The sequence below is a fragment of the Pseudomonas sp. rhizo66 genome, assembly GCF_031931925.1.
Lineage (GTDB): Bacteria > Pseudomonadota > Gammaproteobacteria > Pseudomonadales > Pseudomonadaceae > Aquipseudomonas.
Genome location: NZ_JAUJWZ010000022.1, coordinates 1 through 19,305 on the forward strand (window position 1 = coordinate 1; position 19,305 = coordinate 19,305).

The 19,305-nt window shown below is 58.7% G+C and carries 19 protein-coding genes; 10 read left to right on the plus strand and 9 right to left on the minus strand.

Annotated elements, in window-relative coordinates; genetic code table 11:
* Positions 1-130: 130 nt before the first annotated feature.
* Positions 131-1,330: a tyrosine--tRNA ligase gene (gene tyrS / locus QZR14_RS23395; protein ID WP_311997865.1), complete on the minus strand. Its 1,200-nt coding sequence runs from the start codon at positions 1,328-1,330 to the stop codon at positions 131-133.
* A 212-nt stretch (positions 1,331-1,542) separates the two neighbouring features.
* On the opposite strand from tyrS, the gene QZR14_RS23400 reads away from it, so the two are divergent.
* Together QZR14_RS23400 and QZR14_RS23405 are read left to right on the plus strand one after the other, a co-directional pair.
* A complete protein-coding gene (locus QZR14_RS23400; RefSeq protein ID WP_250607963.1) occupies positions 1,543-2,961 on the plus strand; it encodes a peptidoglycan DD-metalloendopeptidase family protein in 1,419 nt (472 codons plus the stop codon).
* 3 nt (positions 2,962-2,964) lie between these two features.
* Positions 2,965-4,056 carry an anhydro-N-acetylmuramic acid kinase gene (locus QZR14_RS23405; RefSeq protein WP_311997866.1) on the plus strand — a complete coding sequence of 364 codons (1,092 nt, stop codon included), beginning with the start codon at positions 2,965-2,967 and terminating at the stop codon, positions 4,054-4,056.
* Between the two features lie 71 nt (positions 4,057-4,127).
* On the opposite strand, the gene erpA is transcribed toward QZR14_RS23405, so the two are convergent.
* Both erpA and argC read right to left on the minus strand, forming a co-directional pair.
* Positions 4,128-4,478 (minus strand): iron-sulfur cluster insertion protein ErpA, encoded by a 351-nt coding sequence (erpA, locus tag QZR14_RS23410; RefSeq protein WP_007918905.1) that lies wholly within the window; start codon positions 4,476-4,478, stop codon positions 4,128-4,130.
* A 168-nt stretch (positions 4,479-4,646) separates the two neighbouring features.
* Positions 4,647-5,681 (minus strand): N-acetyl-gamma-glutamyl-phosphate reductase, encoded by a 1,035-nt coding sequence (gene argC / locus QZR14_RS23415; RefSeq protein ID WP_090286789.1) that lies wholly within the window; start codon positions 5,679-5,681, stop codon positions 4,647-4,649.
* Positions 5,682-5,815: 134 nt separating this feature from the next.
* Between argC and hemJ the strand changes: the two genes are divergently transcribed.
* The 6 genes from hemJ (at position 5,816) to coq7 (ending at position 10,297) form a co-directional block, all read left to right on the plus strand.
* On the plus strand, positions 5,816-6,244 hold the full coding sequence (gene hemJ, locus QZR14_RS23420; RefSeq protein WP_123453979.1) for a protoporphyrinogen oxidase HemJ: 429 nt from the start codon (positions 5,816-5,818) through the stop codon (positions 6,242-6,244).
* 33 nt (positions 6,245-6,277) lie between these two features.
* Positions 6,278-7,246 carry an NAD(P)H-dependent flavin oxidoreductase gene (locus QZR14_RS23425; RefSeq protein ID WP_250607960.1) on the plus strand — a complete coding sequence of 323 codons (969 nt, stop codon included), beginning with the start codon at positions 6,278-6,280 and terminating at the stop codon, positions 7,244-7,246.
* A gap of 78 nt (positions 7,247-7,324) precedes the next feature.
* Complete coding sequence (locus QZR14_RS23430; protein ID WP_311997867.1) at positions 7,325-8,275, plus strand: DUF805 domain-containing protein; 951 nt, start codon at positions 7,325-7,327, stop codon at positions 8,273-8,275.
* 61 nt (positions 8,276-8,336) lie between these two features.
* Positions 8,337-9,125 carry an SDR family NAD(P)-dependent oxidoreductase gene (locus QZR14_RS23435; RefSeq protein WP_250607958.1) on the plus strand — a complete coding sequence of 263 codons (789 nt, stop codon included), beginning with the start codon at positions 8,337-8,339 and terminating at the stop codon, positions 9,123-9,125.
* A 57-nt stretch (positions 9,126-9,182) separates the two neighbouring features.
* The gene (locus QZR14_RS23440; protein ID WP_053124353.1) at positions 9,183-9,521 is read left to right on the plus strand and encodes a histidine triad nucleotide-binding protein; all 339 of its coding nucleotides are present in this window, start codon (positions 9,183-9,185) and stop codon (positions 9,519-9,521) included.
* 128 nt (positions 9,522-9,649) lie between these two features.
* Positions 9,650-10,297, plus strand: coding sequence for a 2-polyprenyl-3-methyl-6-methoxy-1,4-benzoquinone monooxygenase (gene coq7 / locus QZR14_RS23445; RefSeq protein ID WP_250607957.1), 648 nt, complete (start codon positions 9,650-9,652; stop codon positions 10,295-10,297).
* A 384-nt stretch (positions 10,298-10,681) separates the two neighbouring features.
* Here the strand turns inward: coq7 and QZR14_RS23455 are convergent, their stop codons facing one another.
* Entirely contained in the window at positions 10,682-11,104 is a 423-nt protein-coding gene (locus QZR14_RS23455) for an OsmC family protein (protein ID WP_016772921.1), read from the minus strand.
* A 238-nt stretch (positions 11,105-11,342) separates the two neighbouring features.
* Between QZR14_RS23455 and crp the strand changes: the two genes are divergently transcribed.
* Positions 11,343-11,987 (plus strand): cAMP-activated global transcriptional regulator CRP, encoded by a 645-nt coding sequence (gene crp / locus QZR14_RS23460; protein WP_095122650.1) that lies wholly within the window; start codon positions 11,343-11,345, stop codon positions 11,985-11,987.
* A 9-nt stretch (positions 11,988-11,996) separates the two neighbouring features.
* On the opposite strand, the gene QZR14_RS23465 is transcribed toward crp, so the two are convergent.
* The 4 genes from QZR14_RS23465 to QZR14_RS23480 all read right to left on the minus strand — a co-directional run bounded on the left by QZR14_RS23465 (position 11,997) and on the right by QZR14_RS23480 (position 15,326).
* Positions 11,997-12,698 (minus strand): lipoate--protein ligase family protein, encoded by a 702-nt coding sequence (locus QZR14_RS23465; RefSeq protein ID WP_250607956.1) that lies wholly within the window; start codon positions 12,696-12,698, stop codon positions 11,997-11,999.
* Positions 12,699-12,840: 142 nt separating this feature from the next.
* Positions 12,841-13,677, minus strand: coding sequence for an indole-3-glycerol phosphate synthase TrpC (gene trpC / locus QZR14_RS23470; protein ID WP_311997868.1), 837 nt, complete (start codon positions 13,675-13,677; stop codon positions 12,841-12,843).
* Positions 13,674-14,723 (minus strand): anthranilate phosphoribosyltransferase, encoded by a 1,050-nt coding sequence (gene trpD, locus QZR14_RS23475; RefSeq protein WP_096817925.1) that lies wholly within the window; start codon positions 14,721-14,723, stop codon positions 13,674-13,676. Before trpD ends, trpC begins: the two co-directional genes overlap by 4 nt.
* A 9-nt stretch (positions 14,724-14,732) precedes the next feature.
* A complete protein-coding gene (locus tag QZR14_RS23480; protein ID WP_311997869.1) occupies positions 14,733-15,326 on the minus strand; it encodes an aminodeoxychorismate/anthranilate synthase component II in 594 nt (197 codons plus the stop codon).
* 408 nt (positions 15,327-15,734) lie between these two features.
* Here QZR14_RS23480 and estP point away from each other — a divergent pair, with 408 nt between their 5' ends.
* The gene (gene estP / locus QZR14_RS23485) at positions 15,735-17,642 is read left to right on the plus strand and encodes an esterase EstP (protein WP_250607954.1); all 1,908 of its coding nucleotides are present in this window, start codon (positions 15,735-15,737) and stop codon (positions 17,640-17,642) included.
* Between the two features lie 170 nt (positions 17,643-17,812).
* Here the strand turns inward: estP and trpE are convergent, their stop codons facing one another.
* Positions 17,813-19,294, minus strand: a complete 1,482-nt coding sequence (gene trpE, locus QZR14_RS23490; RefSeq protein ID WP_311997870.1) for an anthranilate synthase component I — start codon at positions 19,292-19,294, stop codon at positions 17,813-17,815.
* Positions 19,295-19,305 lie beyond the last annotated feature (11 nt).

Consider the following 19,305-nt stretch of genomic DNA (forward strand, 5'->3'; position numbering starts at 1 on the left):
AAACTGAAGCAACCCACTGTCGAAACCTACGCAACTCATTGAATCTCAAGGAGTTTTCCGTTTCGACTGCGCCGGAAGTGGGGCGAATTATAGACATCTGAAATTCGCCGTCAACCCTTATTTTCAGCAATCACTCAGATTTCAGAGTGATACGCGCAAATGCCTTCTTGCCAGCTTGGCAGACATGGGTCGCGCCGAGTACATATATAAAGGAGCGATCAACGACCGCGCCATCGACACGCACCCCACCAGACGCCAACAGATCACGCGCCGCCGCCGAGTTCTTCACCAACCCTGCCTTATTAAGGACAGCAGCGATCGGCATATCATCAGCAGAAGCCAACTCGATCTCTGGCAGATCGTCCGGCAACTCACCATCCTTCATACGGTTGCCCGCCGCACGATGAGCATTGGCCGCAGCCTCCTCACCATGGAAGCGCGCGACGATTTCTTCAGCCAGCTTGATTTTGACATCGCGCGGATTGGCACCCGCTACAACATCTGCGCGCAACGCGTTGATCTCGTCCATCGAGCGGAAGCTGAGCAACTCAAAGTAACGCCACATCAATGCATCCGGAATCGAAACCAGCTTGCTGTACATGACGCCCGCCGCTTCCTGAATGCCGACGTAGTTGCCCAAGGACTTGGACATCTTCTTCACGCCATCCAGCCCCTCGAGCAGCGGCATGGTCAGGATGCATTGAGCCTCTTGCCCATAACCTCGCTGCAACTCACGCCCCATCAGCAAGTTGAACTTCTGATCAGTCCCACCCAGCTCGACATCCGCGCGCAGAGCTACCGAGTCGTAACCCTGAACCAGCGGATAGAGGAACTCGTGAATAGCGATTGGCTGATTGGTGGTATAGCGCTTATCGAAGTCATCGCGCTCAAGCATGCGCGCGACGGTGTACTGCGAAGTGAGGCGAATGAAGTCCGCCGGCCCCATCTTGTCCATCCAGGTGGAGTTGAACGCAACCTCGGTTTTAGCCGGGTCGAGAATCTTGAACACCTGCGTCTTGTAGGTCTCGGCGTTTTCCAGAACCTGCTCGCGAGTCAATGGAGGGCGAGTGGCACTCTTACCGCTCGGATCACCGATCATCCCGGTGAAGTCACCTATAAGGAAGATCACCTGATGCCCCAGCTCCTGGAACTGGCGCAGCTTATTAATAAGCACCGTGTGACCCAAGTGCAGATCCGGAGCGGTCGGATCGAAACCAGCCTTGATACGCAGCGGTTGGCCGCGCTTGAGCTTCTCGACCAGCTCGGACTCGACCAATAGTTCTTCCGCACCACGTTTAATCAGCGCTAGCTGCTCTTCAACCGACTTCATAACAGACCCGCAAGGCTCAGATTCAAAGGGAACCAACCATACAAGATCGTGCACCAATTACAAGTTTTGCCCGGCGCACGGACACCAATCCACAGACGCGATGTCTGCAGACTTGCTTCAGAGATGATTTGGTTATATTTTATACAGTTATTTCATCTTCATCATGTCATTCATCTTTTCCAACCCATCTTTTTTCAAAGTCAAAATTACTTATGACCACAGAACCGTCTAAAGCGCCGCCGCTTTACCCGAAGACCCACCTGCTCGCTGCAAGTGGTATCGCCGCCCTTCTCAGCCTGGCACTCCTGGTATTTCCTTCCAGTGATGTCGAAGCCAAAAAGACGACCCTGAGCCTTGAACTGGAAAGTCCTGCTGACCAACTGACACAAGATCAAGACGCTGCTGACGCGGCTCAAGCCACAAATGAGCCAGTGACTTCGCCATTTGCTCAAATCGAAAACAGCAGCGAAAACACCCCGCAAACCGCAGAAGTTGCACCTGCACCAGCCGCCGAAAAGCCAAAAGCACCTGGCCATCGTGAAGTCATCGTCGCCAAGGGCGATACACTGTCGACGCTGTTCGAAAAGGTAGGCCTGCCTGCCGCCTCCGTCCATGAAGTGCTGGCCAGCGACAAACAAGCCAAGCAGTTCAGCCAGCTCAAGCACGGCCAGAAACTCGAATTCGAATTGACTCCTGAAGGCCAACTGACCAGTTTGCACAGCAAGGTCAGTGACGTCGAAACCATTACCCTAACCAAGAATGACAAGGGTTATGCCTTCAACCGGGTTACCGCAAAACCGACCGTTCGCACCGCCTACGTGCACGGCGTCATCAATAGCTCACTTTCACAATCCGCAGCCCGTGCCGGTCTCTCCCACAGCCTGACCATGGATATGGCCAGCGTTTTCGGTTACGACGTCGACTTCGCTCAGGACATTCGCCAGGGTGATGAATTCGATGTGATCTACGAGCAGAAAGTGGTCAACGGTAAAGCGGTCGGTAATGGCCCGATCCTGTCTGCCCGCTTCACCAACCGCGGCAAGACCTACACCGCCGTGCGTTACACCAACAAGCAAGGCAACAGCAGCTACTACACCGCTGACGGCAACAGCATGCGCAAGGCGTTCATCCGTACGCCGGTGGACTTCGCTCGTATCAGTTCGAAGTTCTCCATGGGCCGCAAGCACCCGATCCTCAACAAGATCCGCGCGCACAAAGGCGTTGACTACGCTGCGCCGCGCGGTACGCCAATCAAGGCTGCCGGTGACGGCAAGGTGCTGCTGGCCGGACGTCGTGGTGGCTACGGCAACACCGTTATCATCCAGCACGGCAACACCTACCGTACGCTGTACGGCCATATGCAAGGCTTCGCCAAAGGCGTGAAAACCGGCGGCACCGTCAAGCAAGGCCAGGTCATCGGATACATAGGGACGACCGGCCTGTCCACAGGCCCACACTTGCACTATGAGTTCCAGGTCAATGGCGTTCACGTCGATCCGCTGGGCCAGAAACTGCCAATGGCCGACCCGATCGCCAAAGCCGAGCGCGCTCGCTTCCTCGCTCAGAGCCAGCCGCTGATGGCACGCATGGATCAAGAGAAGGCCACCATGCTGGCTTCGAGCAAGCGCTAAGTCATGGCCCTGTATATCGGCGTGATGTCCGGAACCAGCCTCGATGGTCTGGACATCGCCCTGATCGAACAGACCTCGGCGATCAAACTGGTCGCCACGCACTACATCCCCATGCCTGAATCCCTGCGCGCCGAGCTGCTTGGCTTGTGCGCCAGCGGCCCTGACGAGATCGCCCGCTCGGCGATTGCCCAACAGAACTGGGTGACTCTCGCTGCGCAGGGCATTCATACCCTCCTCGATCAGCAGACACTCAAGCCGCAAGACATTCGTGCGATAGGCAGCCACGGCCAGACCATCCGCCATGAGCCGGCACGTGGTTTCACCGTGCAGATCGGCAACCCTGCTCTGCTGACCGAGCTGACCGGTATCACCGTAGTCAGCGACTTCCGCAGCCGCGATGTGGCGGCCGGCGGCCAAGGCGCTCCGCTGGTGCCCGCATTTCATGAGGCATTATTTGAAGAGCGTACCGGTAACCAGGCTGTCTTGAATGTCGGCGGTTTCAGTAATCTGAGTCTGATTGAGCCGACCAAGCCTGTAGCCGGTTTCGACTGCGGCCCAGGGAATGTGCTGATGGACGCCTGGATTCACCAGCAGCGCGGCGAAAACTATGATCGCAATGGCGACTGGGCTAAAACAGGTACAGTCGAGCCGACACTGCTAAACGCACTCCTCAGCGATCCGTTCTTCGTCACCAAGGGACCGAAAAGCACCGGCCGCGAAGTGTTCAACCTGTCTTGGCTGGAACAACATCTCTCGCACCTGCCAGCCTTCGCTGCCGAGAATGTGCAAGCTACGTTGCTTGAACTGACCGCGTTGACGATCGTTGAATCTCTGCAAAACGCCCAAACCGATACCCGGGAACTGTTGGTCTGCGGCGGCGGTGCACACAACGCCACGCTGATGAAGCGCCTGGCCGAGCTGCTGCCGACCACCAAAGTCGCCAGCACTGCCACCCACGGCGTTGATCCAGACTGGGTCGAAGCCATGGCCTTCGCCTGGCTGGCCCATTGCTGCCTCGAAGGCATTGCCGCCAACCGCCCAAGCGTCACCGGCGCACGCGGACTGCGGATACTCGGCGCCATCTACCCCGCTTAAAAATCACGCACAGCAAAACGCCGCAGAACCGTGAGGCTCTGCGGCGTTTTGTTATCTGAAGCGCAGTGCGATCAGATCGAGAACGAAGACCCGCAACCACACGTTGTGGTGGCATTCGGGTTTTTGATCACGAAGCGCGAACCTTCCAGACCTTCCTGGTAATCCACTTCAGCACCGGCCAGGTACTGGAAGCTCATCGGATCAACCACCAGACTCACGCCTTCGCGCTCGACGATCGTGTCGTCATCGGCCACATCTTCATCGAAGGTGAAACCGTACTGAAACCCTGAACAACCACCGCCCGTAACAAATACGCGCAGCTTCAAGCGATCATTCCCCTCTTCATCGACCAGGCTCTTCACCTTGTGCGCAGCACCTTGAGTGAATTGCAAAGCCGTGGGGGTGAAGGATTCGACGCTCATGCTGACTATCTCCCGGCGTTACGCCGCCATAATGCGTGATGACGCGCATTATCCGCTTGTCCGAGAAAATCGGTCAACTATTGTTACGGTATATCAATAAACCCGATCACCGGTTCTGAATGCAAAAAGGCCCGTTCAACGGGCCTTTTTGCTGTGCCGGATAAAGTCTTACGGCAGCATACCGGCGTGGGACAGACCAAAACGTTCATCCAGCCCAAACAGGATGTTCATGTTCTGCACCGCCTGACCCGACGCGCCTTTGACCAGATTGTCGATCACCGACAACACCACCACCAGATCGCCATCCTGCGGACGGTGAACGGCGATACGGCAGACATTGGCACCACGCACGCTACGGGTTTCCGGATGGCTGCCGGCCGGCATCACATCGACGAACGGTTCGTTGGCATAACGTTTTTCAAACAACGCTTGCAGATCCACCGAGCGATCAACCACGGTCGCGTAGAGCGTCGAGTGAATGCCACGGATCATCGGGGTCAGGTGCGGAACGAAGGTCAGACCAACATCCTTACCCGCTGCACGACGCAGACCCTGGCGAATTTCCGGCAGGTGACGGTGACCTTTCACCGCGTAGGCCTTCATGCTTTCCGATGTCTCGGAGTACAGCGAACCGACAGCCGCACCGCGACCGGCACCACTGACACCGGATTTGCAGTCAGCGATCAAACGCGAAGCATCCGCCAGACCGGCTTCGAGCAACGGCAGAAAACCCAACTGGGTAGCGGTCGGATAGCAACCCGGCACCGCGATCAGGCGAGCCTTCTTGATTTGCTCGCGATTGACTTCCGGCAGACCGTAAACCGCTTCATCGAGCAACTCAGGCGCGCCGTGCGGCTGACCGTACCACTTGGCCCACTCTTCAGCGTCTTGCAGACGGAAATCGGCGGACAGGTCGATGACCTTGGTGCCCGCCGCCAGCAATTCACCGGCCAATGCGTGAGCCACACCGTGCGGAGTGGCGAAGAACACTACGTCGCAAGCGCCGAGGGTCTTGACGTCCGGCACGCTGAAGGCCAGGCCGTCGTAGTGGCCGCGCAGGTTCGGGTACATGTCAGCCACGGCCAGACCGGCCTCGGATCGGGAAGTGATCACCACCACTTCTGCCTGCGGATGCTGCGCCAACAGACGCAGCAGTTCGACACCGGTGTAACCCGTGCCGCCGACGATACCGACCTTGACCATAACCTGCCCTCAAAGAACCCACTGGAAAGCCGTCGATAATAGGGGCCACGCAGCCCTGCGACAACCGTCAAGGTGACGTGCGGACGCTCAAGCCTCTACTATCCGGCTTACCGTGAATGAGGGAATAACCAAAAATGCTCTATCTATGGATCAAAGCGTTGCACATTGTCAGCGTCGTTTGCTGGTTTGCCGGACTGTTTTACTTGCCGCGACTGTTCGTTTACCACGCGCAAAGCGAAGACACGATCAGCAAAGAACGCTTCAGCGTCATGGAGCGCAAGTTGTACCGCGGCATCATGGGACCGGCGATGATCGCCACGCTGATCTTCGGCGGCTGGCTGATTTACCTGAACCCGAGCATCTTCAGCATGGGCGGCTGGATCCACGCCAAACTGACCCTGGTCGTTTTGCTGATCGGCTACCACCACATGTGCGGCGCGCAGGTAAAACGCTTTGCCCGTGGCGAGAACACCCGCAGCCATGTCTTTTATCGCTGGTTCAATGAAGTGCCGGTTCTGATATTGCTGGCTATCGTAATTCTGGTCGTGGTCAAGCCGTTCTAACTTCAACAAGTACAGATCCTTGGGGTGTTCATAATGTCGCTGCCCGCTTTGCTCGAACAACGTCTGCGCCTGCCTGTCGTGGCTGCGCCGATGTTCCTGATTTCCAACCCGGAACTGGTGCTCGCCTGCTGCCGCAATGGCGTGGTCGGGAGTTTTCCAGCGCTGAACCAACGCGAAAGCAGCGGATTCAAAGCCTGGCTGGAACAGATTGAAGCGGGGCTGGCGACACTGGACAACCCGGCGCCCTACGCGGTGAACCTGATCGTGCACAACAGCAACCCGCGCTTGCAGGCAGACCTGAACATCTGCGTCGAACACAAAGTGCCGATCGTCATCACCAGCCTCGGCGCGGTGAAGGAGTTGGTCGACGCGGTGCACAGCTATGGCGGCCTGGTCTTTCATGACGTCACCACTCGCCGACATGCCGAGAAAGCGGCCGAGGCCGGTGTCGACGGATTGATTGCCGTGGCGGCCGGCGCCGGGGGTCATGCCGGGACCTGGAGTCCGTTTGCGCTGATCGCCGAGATCCGAGAGTTTTTCGATAAAACCCTGCTGCTTGCAGGATGTCTTAACCACGGCCATGAGATTCTCGCCGCACAGCTGCTCGGTGCGGATTTGGCCTACTTCGGTACGCGATTTATCGGCACCACGGAAAGTCATGCGCCTGACGCCTACAAGCAGATGCTGCTGACAGCCAAGGCTGCGGACATCATTCATACTCCAGCGGTCTCGGGAGTGCCGGCGAGCTTTATGCGCCAGAGCCTGGAGGCGGCCGGTTTCGATATGGCTGCGTTGCAAGGCAAAGGCGAGGTGAATTTCGGTGACAAGCTCAAGCCGATCAACGATGAAGCCAAAGCCTGGAAAACCGTCTGGTCGGCCGGGCAAGGCGTCGGACAGATCGATGACCTGCCGAGCGTGGATCAATTGATCGCACGGCTGGACGCCGAGTATCGCCAGGCACAGAAGCGCGCAGCCCTGCTACCGCAACGCTGGCCACGCTGAGAAAAATCAGGCCAGCCCCGGTGGACTGGCCTTACACTGCTGACCTTTCAATCTATTCGCGACAAGGATGCCTCGGCCATGAGCGAACCCCGTTACAAGATCGTATTCAACGGTGCTCTGCAGCCCGGTGTCGATATCACCACCGCCAAGCTCAATCTGGCGGCCCTGTTCAAGAGCGATGTCGCTGGCATTGAACGCCTGTTCAACGGCACGACCATCGCCCTCAAGCGCGACCTGTCCCATAGTGATGCCCAGACCTATCTGCAAGCACTGAACAAAACCGGGATCGATGCACGCATCGAAGCGCAAACAACCATCGAACTGAACCTGGCCGATGTGCATGAGCATGCGCCGGCTGTGACGGAACCTGACTCCCCTTACGCCCCACCGCGCGCCAGTGTCGGCGAGATTCTACCGGCGTTCGCCACGCTCAAGCCGTTCAGCGTCGAAGGGCGAATTGGCCGGTTGCGTTTTCTCGCCTGGACAATGGTCTTGAGCCTGGTGACCCTGCCCATCGTCGGCGTGTTCGCGCTGTTGGCTCTGGGGCTGGTCAGCGGTGACTCCACCACCGGCCTGATCATCGGCGGGATCTTCGCCTTCTTCCTGTTTATCGCCTTCCTGATCGTCAGCATTCTGTTCAGCGTCCAGCGTCTGCACGATATCGGCTGGTCGGGCTGGCTCTGGCTGCTGAACCTGGTGCCGTTTGTGGGCAGTTTCTTTCCGCTGGTGATCATGGTCGTCCCGGGCAACACCGGCGCGAATCGCTATGGCCCTCCCCCGCCGCCCAACAGCACCGCCGTGAAAGTGCTGTGCTCCCTGTGGATCGTGTTCTTCGCGCTGATCTTTGCCGGTGGAATGCTGGGGGGGATCTCGGCGATCCAGCAGGAGTACGAAAGCAATCTGGAAAGCAGCTACGAAAGTGGCTCGGTAACCACTGATGAAGTCGAAGTAGAAGTCGAATCACCCGTGGATTCCGCCGACGAAGCCGCCGAAGCGGCGCAGGCCCCTGTAGACTCTGCGAAAGAATGAACAGCGCTCCCCGCCGTGACACCCGCGTCGACGGCGCGGAGCTGTTGCGATGGAGAATTGCATGACCCGTTACGCTCTGATCACTGGAGCCTCCAGCGGCATCGGTCTGGCACTGGCCGAAGCACTGGCCCGGCGCGGCCGCAGCCTGATTCTGGTGGCACGACAACGTGATCAGCTGGAAAGTATTGCGATAGAGCTGACTCAACGCTTTGGCGTAGAAGTGTTATTTCGCGCCTGCGATCTGGGCGAGCCATTGCGTCTGTCCGGTTTTTTGTTGGAGCTTGAAGAAGGTGACCGGCAGATCGACTTGCTGGTCAATTGCGCCGGCATTGGCACCTGCGGCCCGTTTCTCGCGCAGGACTGGATGACCGAACAGGATCTGATCGAAGTGAATATCCTCGCCCTGACCCGTCTCTGCCACGCCATCGGCAACAGCATGGCGCTGCAGGGCGGCGGGCAGATTCTCAATGTCGCCTCGGTGGCCGCCTTCAATCCCGGCCCATGGATGAGCACTTACTACGCCAGCAAGGCGTATGTGCTGCACTTCTCCGAAGCCTTGCGAGTTGAACTGAAACAGAGTGCGGTAAAGGTTTCAGTGCTTTGCCCCGGCCCGACACGCACGGCATTTTTTCGCACCGCCCAGTTGAACAGCGACAAACTCAAAGACAGCAAGTTAATGATGAGTCCCGAGGAAGTCGCGCTGTACACCGTGCGCGCCCTCGACAGGAACCGCGCCATCATCATTCCGGGGCGGCGTAACCGCTGGTTCGCCTTCCTGCCGCGACTGGGTTCGCGCTGGCTCAACCGCACCATCGTCGGCATGGTCAATAAAGCTTACTGCCCGCGCTAAAGAATCCGGATTCATCGCGCTAAACTCGATTCAGCCCAAACAACGGAGAAAACAGCAGTGGATACTCTGTTCACCAAGATCATCAACCGGGAAATCCCGGCCAAGATCATTTACGAGGACGACCAGGTTCTGGCCTTCCATGACATCGCCCCTCAGGCACCGGTGCATTTCCTGGTGATCCCGAAAAAACCGGTGCGCACCCTCAATGACCTGACCGAAGACGACAAGGCACTGGCCGGGCACATCCTGTTTACTGCGCAGCGTCTGGCGCTGGAACTGGGCTGCGAAGATGGTTTCCGCGTGGTGATGAACTGCAATGAAAAGGGTGGGCAGACCGTCTATCACATTCATATGCACGTACTCGGCCAGCGTCAGATGAACTGGCCGCCGGGCTAATTCCCCTTTGTGGGAGCGAGCCTGCTCGCTCCCACAAAAAAGCATGACCGCGCGGCAAATGACCCAACGCAAACCTTCCCCGGCCGATTCGGTTAAACTGGGCGCCGAGATTCTTCCCGGAGGTCAGCATGACTACCCAACGTCACTACTCGCCGATTGACCGTCTTCTGCTGCAAGCGGATGCCGCGATGCGCACGCTGCTGCCCTTCAGTGGCCAGCCGTACCGTCCGTCGCCGGCGATTTTGCAACCGGATACGCAAATGAGCGACGAAGACACCCGCCACGTCGCCGGTCTGATGCGCATCAACCACACCGGTGAAGTCTGCGCCCAGGCGCTGTATCAGGGGCAGGCGTTGACCGCCAAGCTGCCACAGGTACGCGAAGCAATGGAGCACGCCGCCGAAGAAGAGATCGATCATCTGGTCTGGTGCGAACAACGCATTCATCAGTTGGGCAGCCATACCAGCGTTTTGAATCCGCTGTTCTACGGTATGTCGTTCGGGATCGGCGCCGTCGCCGGGCTGATCAGCGACAAGGTCAGCCTCGGGTTCGTTGCAGCGACCGAGCATCAGGTGTGCAAGCACTTGAACGAACATTTGGAACAGCTGCCGGCTGAGGACGAGAAGTCCCGGGCGATTCTTGAGCAAATGCGTATTGATGAAGAACATCATGCGGAGAGTGCGCTGGAGGCTGGAGGTTTTCGTTTTCCGGCGCCGGTGAAGTTCGGGATGAGTCTGCTGGCCAAGGTGATGACCAAGAGTACTTACAGGATCTGAGATCTATATTGCTACAGAGGGCCCGTTCGCGAGCAGGCTCGCCCCCACAGGGTTTTTTGCAGAAATAAAAAAGGCGACCGCAAGGTCGCCTTTTTTGTGCCCGGGAATCTTGGATCGACATGTTGCGCGCAGGTTTTCCTGATACACGCTCACGTCGATCATCTGGTACGCGTCGCGAGTGTCTTCGGAGAGGTAGTTCTGGGCGAACGACGCACCTGAGCAGGACGGTTAACACCGCTTCGCGATGGGCGATTCTGGTTATCTGTTCAGGCAGTTGATCCATCGGCTGACCGATCCCTGCCCTGAAAAAAACGGCGCAATATGCAGACGTCAGCGGGGGGATCGCCAGAGTCTGCACTGCTTTTGTGATAGTTGAATGTCGTTTCAACCAAGTTCGACGATTTCGTAGTCGTGGGTGATCGCCACGCCAGCCGCGCCAAGCATGATCGAGGCGGAGCAGTACTTCTCTGCGGACAATTCGATGGCGCGTTTGACCTGGGCTTCTTTCAGGCCACGGCCCTTGACCACAAAGTGCATGTGGATCTTGGTGAACACCTTCGGATCTTCGGTCGCGCGCTCAGCGTCGAGGAAGGCTTCGCAGCTTTCAACGGCCTGGCGAGACTTCTTCAGAATGCTGACCACGTCGAAGTTGCTGCAACCACCGACACCCAGCAGAAGCATTTCCATCGGACGAACACCCAGATTACGACCACCGGCGTCCGGCGGACCGTCCATTACCACGACATGACCGCTACCGGATTCGCCGAGGAACATGGCTTCGCCAGCCCATTGGATGCGTGCCTTCATCGCCCAGACTCCACTGTAAAAAAAGGGTCGCCAGCTTAGCACAGGGTTTTGCCCGGACAACGAGCAACGCTCCTAGGACAGGATGCCTCTGCGTTGTAGGTAATTTCTCGAATTTGCGACGAAGTGTCTGTTAAGCTGGCGCCAATTCGCTGGCGCCAATTGTCAGCCTGTGTAGCGACCGCCTTCAGCGCCTCATAAAAAATCAAACATCACCGTGCAGTCTTTTCGGGATACAACCATGGTTGCTATTACCCCCACCCCCAAAATCAAGAACCTCGACAAGCTGTTGATGCATTGCCAGCGCCGTCGCCATGCGGCCAAGAGCAACATCATCTGTGCGGGCGATCGCTCGGACACCCTGTATTTCATCATCAAGGGTTCGGTGACGATCCTCATCGAGGATGACGACGGCCGCGAAATGATCATCGCGTACCTCAACGCCGGGGATTTCTTTGGCGAACTGGGCTTGTTCGAGCAAGCGGGCCAGGAACAGCAACGCAGTGCCTGGGTGCGGGCCAAGGTCGAATGCGAAACGGCGGAAATCAGCTACGCCAAGTTCCGCGAATTATCGCAACAGGATCCAGACATTCTTTACGTGCTCAGCGGACAAATCGCACAACGCCTGCGAAACACCACGCGCAAGGTCGGCGATCTGGCGTTCTTCGACGTGACCGGCCGAGTGGCACGCTGCCTGTTGGAACTGTGCAAGCAACCCGACGCGATGACCCACCCGGACGGCATGCAGATCAAGGTGACCCGTCAGGAAATCGGCCGGATTGTCGGTTGTTCGCGAGAGATGGTCGGTCGCGTGCTCAAGGACCTTGAGGAACGCAACCTGGTTGATGTGAAAGGCAAGACCATGGTGGTCTTCGGTACGCGCTAAGCCCGACAGTCAGGCGCTATAGATCTGCGCCAGCATTAAACGAAACAACTCATCGAGACGCGCCAAAGCTTGGGGCGCGTTGAATTTCTCGTGCAGGGCAATGTGGCTTTCCGCCCGCACCCGCGGCTCCAGACCACAGGCTTGGTTGAAGCGATTGACCGCTGCAACCATCGAATCCCGTTCGTTATCCATCAGCATCGCCCCGTGCACCAGGCCGACCGGACGCTGCCCGCCCTGGCTCTGGCGCCAGCGCTGGGCCGTGCCGACCATTTTGCGTCCATCGAGATTGACGTTGAAGCGACCGTCGCAGAATGCGCCAGCGATTTCGCCCAACGATGATGTGCCGCCCAACTCGTCGAGCAACTGACAGATCGGATCGCACAGACGTCGGTAGCCGGTTTCGATACGGTTCAAATCGCCTTCGCTGCGTGGTGGCGCATAGACCAGGGCGATATTGATTGTCGCGGCGGATTGCGGGACGGGCTCGCCGCCAGTTTCGCGCAATAGCACCGGCCAGCCAGCGGCGGCAGAGACTTCGCAGGCGTGCTCGAAACCGGGCAGACGATTGAGGCGGCGCGGCATGACCAGGGCGCGATCGCTGGGTTGCCAGAACAGCAGGCCGAACTCTGCGTCGCCGGCGCAGACCGAGGCCAGCAAGTCCTGTTCGGCTTGCAGGCCGGCTTCGATGGTCAGCGGGGTTGGCAGCGACATAACAGGCTCCGGCAACATGGAGATCTTTAGCGGTTTCGATGGCCCCTTCGCGAGCAGGCTCGCTCCCACAGGGGGAAATGCATTCCAAATGTGGGAGCGACGGTGCGACGATTCGACCTGCTCGCGAATGAGTCGACTCGAATCAGTCGAGGGTCGAACCGCTGATCGAAGTACCACGCTCCGGGAAGAACAGGCGCTGCAGTTCGGTGCCCGGGTTTTCCGCGCGCATGAATGCTTCACCAACCAGGAACGAATACACGTCACTGATTTCCATCAGTTCGACATCGGCGCGATTGAGGATGCCGCTCTCAGTGATCACCAGACGATCACGCGGAATGCGCGGTAGCAGATCAAGTGTGGTTTCCAGGCTGACGTCGAAGGTGTGCAGATTACGGTTGTTGACCCCGACCAGCGGCGTGTCGAGGGTTTTCAACGCACGCTCCAGTTCATCACCATCGTGTACTTCGACCAACACATCGAGACCGACGCTTTGGGCGACATTGGCCAGCTCGGCCATTTTCACGTCATCCAGTGCGGAGACGATCAGCAGTACGCAGTCGGCGCCCAACGCGCGGGCTTCAACGATCTGGTAAGGATCGATCATGAAGTCTTTGCGGATCACCGGCAGGCTGCACGCGGCACGGGCCTGTTGCAGGTAGGCATCGGCGCCCTGGAAGTAATCGATGTCGGTCAGCACGGACAGGCAGGTTGCCCCGCCCTTCTCGTAGCTTTTGGCGATGTCGGCGGGAACGAAGTTCTCGCGGATCACGCCTTTGCTTGGCGAAGCCTTTTTGATTTCGGCAATCACCGCAGGCTGTTTCTTCTTCGCCTGCGCCAGCAATGCCTGGGCAAAACCACGGGGTGCATCGGCCGCCTTGGCCAGACTTTCCAGCTCGCTCAGGCTGACGCGAGCGCTACGCTCGGCGACTTCCTGAACCTTGCGGGCCAGAATGTTTTCCAGAACCGTCGGTACACTCATCCCTCATTCTCCACTTTGAATACCGCGGTAAAGGCACCCAGCTCCTCGAGTTTTTCCCGAGCGAGGCCGGTGTGCAGAGCGTCGTGCGCAAGCGCCACGCCTTCTTTCAAACTTGTGGCCAGGTCGGCGGCGTACAGCGCTGCACCGGCATTGAGCACAATCATTTCAGCGGCTTTCTGACCGTTTTCGGTCTTGCGCTTGCCGAGTGCGTCACGGATCAATGCCAGCGACGCTTCCGGGCCTTCGACCGACAGACCGTGCAGGCTCTGGCTCTTCATGCCGAGATCTTCCGGTTCGACCCAATATTCAGTAATTTCGTTGTTCTTCAACTCGGCAACGAAGGTCGGTGCGGCGAGGCTGAACTCGTCCAGGCCGTCCTTTGAATGCACCACCAGCACATGCTTACTGCCCAGGCGTTGCAAGACTTCGGCCAATGGCCGGCACAATGCCTGCGTGAACACGCCCACCACCTGATGTTTCACCCCGGCCGGATTCGTAAGCGGGCCGAGCATGTTGAACAGTGTACGCAGGCCGAGATCGCGGCGCGGGCCGGCGGCGTACTTCATGGCTTTGTGATGGGTCTGGGCAAACATGAAACCGATACCGACGTTGTCGATGCAACGGGCGACCTGCACCGGCGTCAGGTTCAGGTAGATGCCAGCGGCTTCCAGCAAGTCGGCACTGCCGCTCTTGCCCGACACGGCGCGATTGCCGTGCTTGGCCACAGTGCAACCGGCCGCCGCGACGACAAACGAAGAGGCGGTCGACACGTTGAAGATGTTCGCGCCGTCACCGCCGGTGCCGACCACATCGACCACGCCGTCGAGGGTCTTCAGTTCAACCTGATCGGCCAGCTCACGCATCACCGACACGGCACCGACGATTTCATCGATGCTCTCGCTCTTCATGCGCATGGCCATCATGAACGCGCCAATCTGCGCGTCAGTGCATTGGCCGGTCATGATTTCGCGCATCACGTCGCGCATTTCATCGGTGCTGAGGTCGAGGTGATCGACGATACGGCTCAGGGCTGTCTTGATATTCATGGGAAGTCCTTAGCGCGTGCCGCCGGTTTGTTTGAGGAAGTTGGCAAACAGTTCATGGCCCTGCTCGGTCAGGATCGACTCGGGGTGGAACTGTACGCCCTCAATGTTCAGGGTCTTGTGACGCAGGCCCATGATCTCGTCGACCGAGCCGTCATCGTGCTGGGTCCACGCGGTCAGCTCCAGGCAATCGGGCAACGTATCGTGCTTGACGATCAGCGAATGGTAGCGGGTGACGGTCAGCGGATGATTCAGGCCAGCAAAGACGCCCTTGTCCTCGTGGAATACCGGACTAGTCTTACCGTGCATCACCTGACGCGCGCGCACTACGTCGCCGCCAAAGGCCTGGCCGATGGACTGGTGGCCGAGGCACACGCCGAGAATCGGCAGCTTGCCGGCAAAGTGCTTGATCGCATCAAGGGAGATGCCGGCTTCGGTCGGCGTGCAGGGGCCAGGGGAAACCACGATGCGCTCAGGCTGGAGTGCTTCGATTTCGGCAATGGTCAGTTCGTCGTTGCGCACGACTTTGACTTCGGCACCCAGCTCGCCGAGGTATTGCACAACGTTGTAAGTAAAGGAGTCGTAGTTGTCGATCATCAGCAACATGGCGTGTCGAACCTCTTGAATTCTGATTTGAAAACAGCCTTCAGATCACTTGCCCGCAGGGCGCTGCACGATGTCGGACGCAGTTGGACGCGTCGGCACAGCGGCATTTCAAACAGGCAAGGAAGGCAAAGCGATACAGATCCGGCGGGGCCGGCAGAAAAGATTCAGGCGCGCCAACGCCAGCGGGCGTGTGCCTTGATGACTTGATCCAGAAGTTTGCTGGTGATCAACACGGGGAAGGTCTCGTTCATACGTTCCGGCACAGTAACTTAGCTGGGCGGAGCGTGCAATATGGCCGGGGCTGCGGGAGATAAAACCGGGGGAGGATTCGCGACCGATGGCAAAACGCCGGGAGTTTTTGGTACTGTCGTTTCGTTCACCTACAACAATAAATAAACGGACTTGCTCATGATCAAACAGACGTTGTTTGTACCGCTGGCTGGCTGCCTGCTCGCACTGGCCTGCGCCCAAGCGAATGCTGCACCCAATCCTTATTCGAATTTCATCGTTTTCGGCGACAGCCTGAACGATGCCGGGACCTTTACCGACACCGGCGGCCCGGCCGGCTCCACCGAGCGTTACACCAACCGGACCGGGCCGATCTATCAGAATGGCAGCGGTGAACTGTATTCGTTAAATTCCACGCAACTACTCGGCGGGCGCCTGGGGTTTTCCGCAGACCAGACAGCCTCTTCCAGCTCCGCAGTGCGTGCCGAAAACGGCCAGCCGGACGGCAACAACTGGGCGGTGGGCGGTTATCGCACCGACCAGATCCTCGATTCGATCACGACGCAATCTGCCACGGGCGAACGCACCCGCCCCGGTTACCTGCCCTCCAATGGCTTTCGCGCCGACCCGAATGCGCTGTATTACATCTCCGGCGGCGGTAACGATTTCCTGCAGGGTCGCATTCTCAGCCTGCCGCAAGCCAACGCTGCCGCTGATCGACTGGCCGACAGCGTACAAACCCTGCAAACCGCCGGCGCCAAATACGTGATGGTCTGGCTGTTGCCGGATGTGGGCCTGACCCCGGCCATCAACGGTACGCCGCTGCAAGCCTTCAGCAGCCAGCTCGCCACTCAGTTCAACAGTCAATTGGTCACACGCCTGCAAGGCATCAACGCCGAAGTCATTCCGTTGAATATTCCGGTCCTGCTCTCAGAAGTGTTTGCCGATCCAGGACGCTTTGGTCTCGCGACCGACCAGAACCTGACCGCGACCTGCTTCAGTGGCAGCGGCTGCACCGAGAACGCCCGGTACGGGATCAACAGTGCAACGCCGGATCCGACCAAGCTGATCTACAACGACGGTGTGCATCCGACCGAGGCCGGGCAAAAACTGATCTCCGATTACGCCTACTCCCTGCTCGCCGCGCCTTGGGAACTGACGCTGTTGCCGGAAATGGCCAACGCCACCGTGCGCGCGCACCAGGACGAACTGCGCAACCAATGGCAAGCAGACTGGGAGAACTGGCAAGCGGTCGGTCAATGGCGCGCCCTTGTTTCGGCAGGCGGCCAGCATCTGGATGTCGACAGCCAAAGCAGCGGCGCCAGCGCCGATGGCAGCGGATACAACCTCAACGTCGGCGGCAGCTATCGCTTGAATGAAGCCTGGCGCGTCGGCGTGGCAGGCGGTTTCTACCGGCAGAATCTGGAGGCCGGGCATAACGATTCCGACTACAAACTCAACAGCTACATGGCCACGGCATTTGCCCAATATCAGCAAAATCGCTGGTGGGCTGACGCAGCGTTGACCGGCGGCAAACTCGACTACGACAACCTCAAGCGCAAGTTCGATCTCGGCGCCAGCGAAGGCGCGGAGAAAGGCGACACTGACGGCAGCCTTTGGGCCTTCAGCGCTCGTGTCGGTTACGACATTGCCCAGCCGGGCAGCGAGTGGCACCTGTCGCCATTCGTCAGCGCCGACTACGCCAGCGTCGATGTCGACGGCTACTCAGAGAAGGGCAACCGCGCCACGGCGCTGACCTTCGATGATCAGACCCGCGACTCGAAACGCCTGGGGCTGGGCTTGCAGGGCAAGTACAACATCACCCCGCAAACCCAGGTATTCGGCGAGTACGCTCACGAGCGTGAGTACGAAGACGACGTGCAGAAAGTCAACATCGCGCTCAATACCTTGCCGGCCAACGACTTCAAACTTGAGGGCTACACGCCGCAGAGTCATTTGAACCGTTTGAGCCTGGGCGTCAGCCACAAACTCACGGCGGATCTGGCGTTGCGTGGCGGCTACTCGCTGCGCAAGGATGATGACTTTACCCAGCAAGGCGTTAACGTCGGGGTCGTTCTGGACTTCTAAATCGCAGGCAAAAAAAAGCGGCGCTCTCACAGGCGCCGCTTTTTTATGGCCGAACGCAAAGCCAACTGTGGGAGCGAGCCTGCTCGCGAAGAGGGTGGGTCAGTCGCCATTAATGTTGGCTGACACAACGCTTTCGCGAGCAGGCTCGCTCCCACAAGGTTTTGTGTTGGTCAGGCTTCCGGGGTTTGCTCGGCCAAGGCTACGGCGCGGAACATCGCGCGGCGTTTGTTCAGGGTTTCTTCCCATTCCAGCGCCGGCACCGAGTCGGCGACGATGCCGCCACCGGCCTGCACGTGCAGCTCGCCGTTCTTGATCACCGCCGTGCGAATGGCAATCGCGGTGTCCATGTTGCCGTTCCAGGCAAAGTAACCGACCGCACCGCCATACACACCACGCTTGACCGGCTCCAATTCATCGATGATCTCCATCGCACGAATCTTCGGCGCGCCCGACAAGGTGCCCGCCGGCAGAATCGCCCGCAGTGCGTCCATCGCCGTCAGCCCTTGTTTTAACTGGCCGGTGACGTTGGAGACGATGTGCATCACGTTGGAATAACGCTCGATAACCATTTTCTCCGTGAGCTTCACCGAGCCGATTTCCGAAACGCGCCCCGTATCGTTACGACCGAGATCGATCAGCATCAAGTGCTCAGCGATTTCCTTGTCATCCGACAGCAGGTCTTCTTCCAGCGCCAGATCCGCTTCTTCGGTTGCGCCACGTGGGCGAGTACCGGCAATCGGACGCACAGTGATCAGATTGTCTTCAACCCGCACCAGCACTTCCGGCGAACTGCCAACGACGTGGAAGTCGCCGAAGTTGAAGAAGTACATGTACGGCGTCGGGTTGAAGCAACGCAGCGCACGGTAGAGATCGATTGGCGCAGCCTTGAAGTCGATCGACATACGCTGCGACGGCACGACCTGCATGCAGTCACCGGCCAGAATGTATTCCTTGATAATGTCGACGGCTTTTTCGTAATCATTCTGGGTGAAACTGGAGCGGAACACCGGATCAGTCGCTTGCTGCTTGCTGAAATCCAAGCCTCGGCGCGGAGTGATCGGCTGGCGCAGTTTCTCGAGCAACGCCTGCAATTGCGCCTGACCCTGTTCGAAGGCATCCGCCTGCGCAGGGTCGGCCAGCACGATGGCGTGCATCTTGCCGGCGAGGTTGTCGAACACCACGACGGCGTCGGAAACCATCAGCAGAATGTCCGGCACACCCAACGGATCCGGATTCGGGCACTTGCCCAAGCGCTTCTCGACATAGCGCACACAGTCGTAACCGAAGTAACCGACCAGACCGCCATTGAAGCGCGGCAGACCGGCGATGGTCGGCACGTTGTAGCGCGCCTTGAAGGTTTCAACGAACGCCAGCGGGTCTTCAACGTCGTGGCTTTCGGTCTCGACGCCATCGACGGTAATGCTCACGTGATGGTCGTGAACCCGCAGCACCGTGCGGCACGGCAGGCCGATGATCGAGTAACGGCCCCATTTCTCGCCGCCCTGTACCGATTCGAGCAGGTAGGAGTTGGGCTGGTCGGCCAGTTTCAGGTAGATCGACAGCGGCGTATCGAAGTCGGCCAGGGTTTCGCAGGCCAGCGGAATGCGGTTGTAGCCTTCAGCGGCCAAGCGCAGGAATTCTTCGCGGATCATAAGGTGCCTCG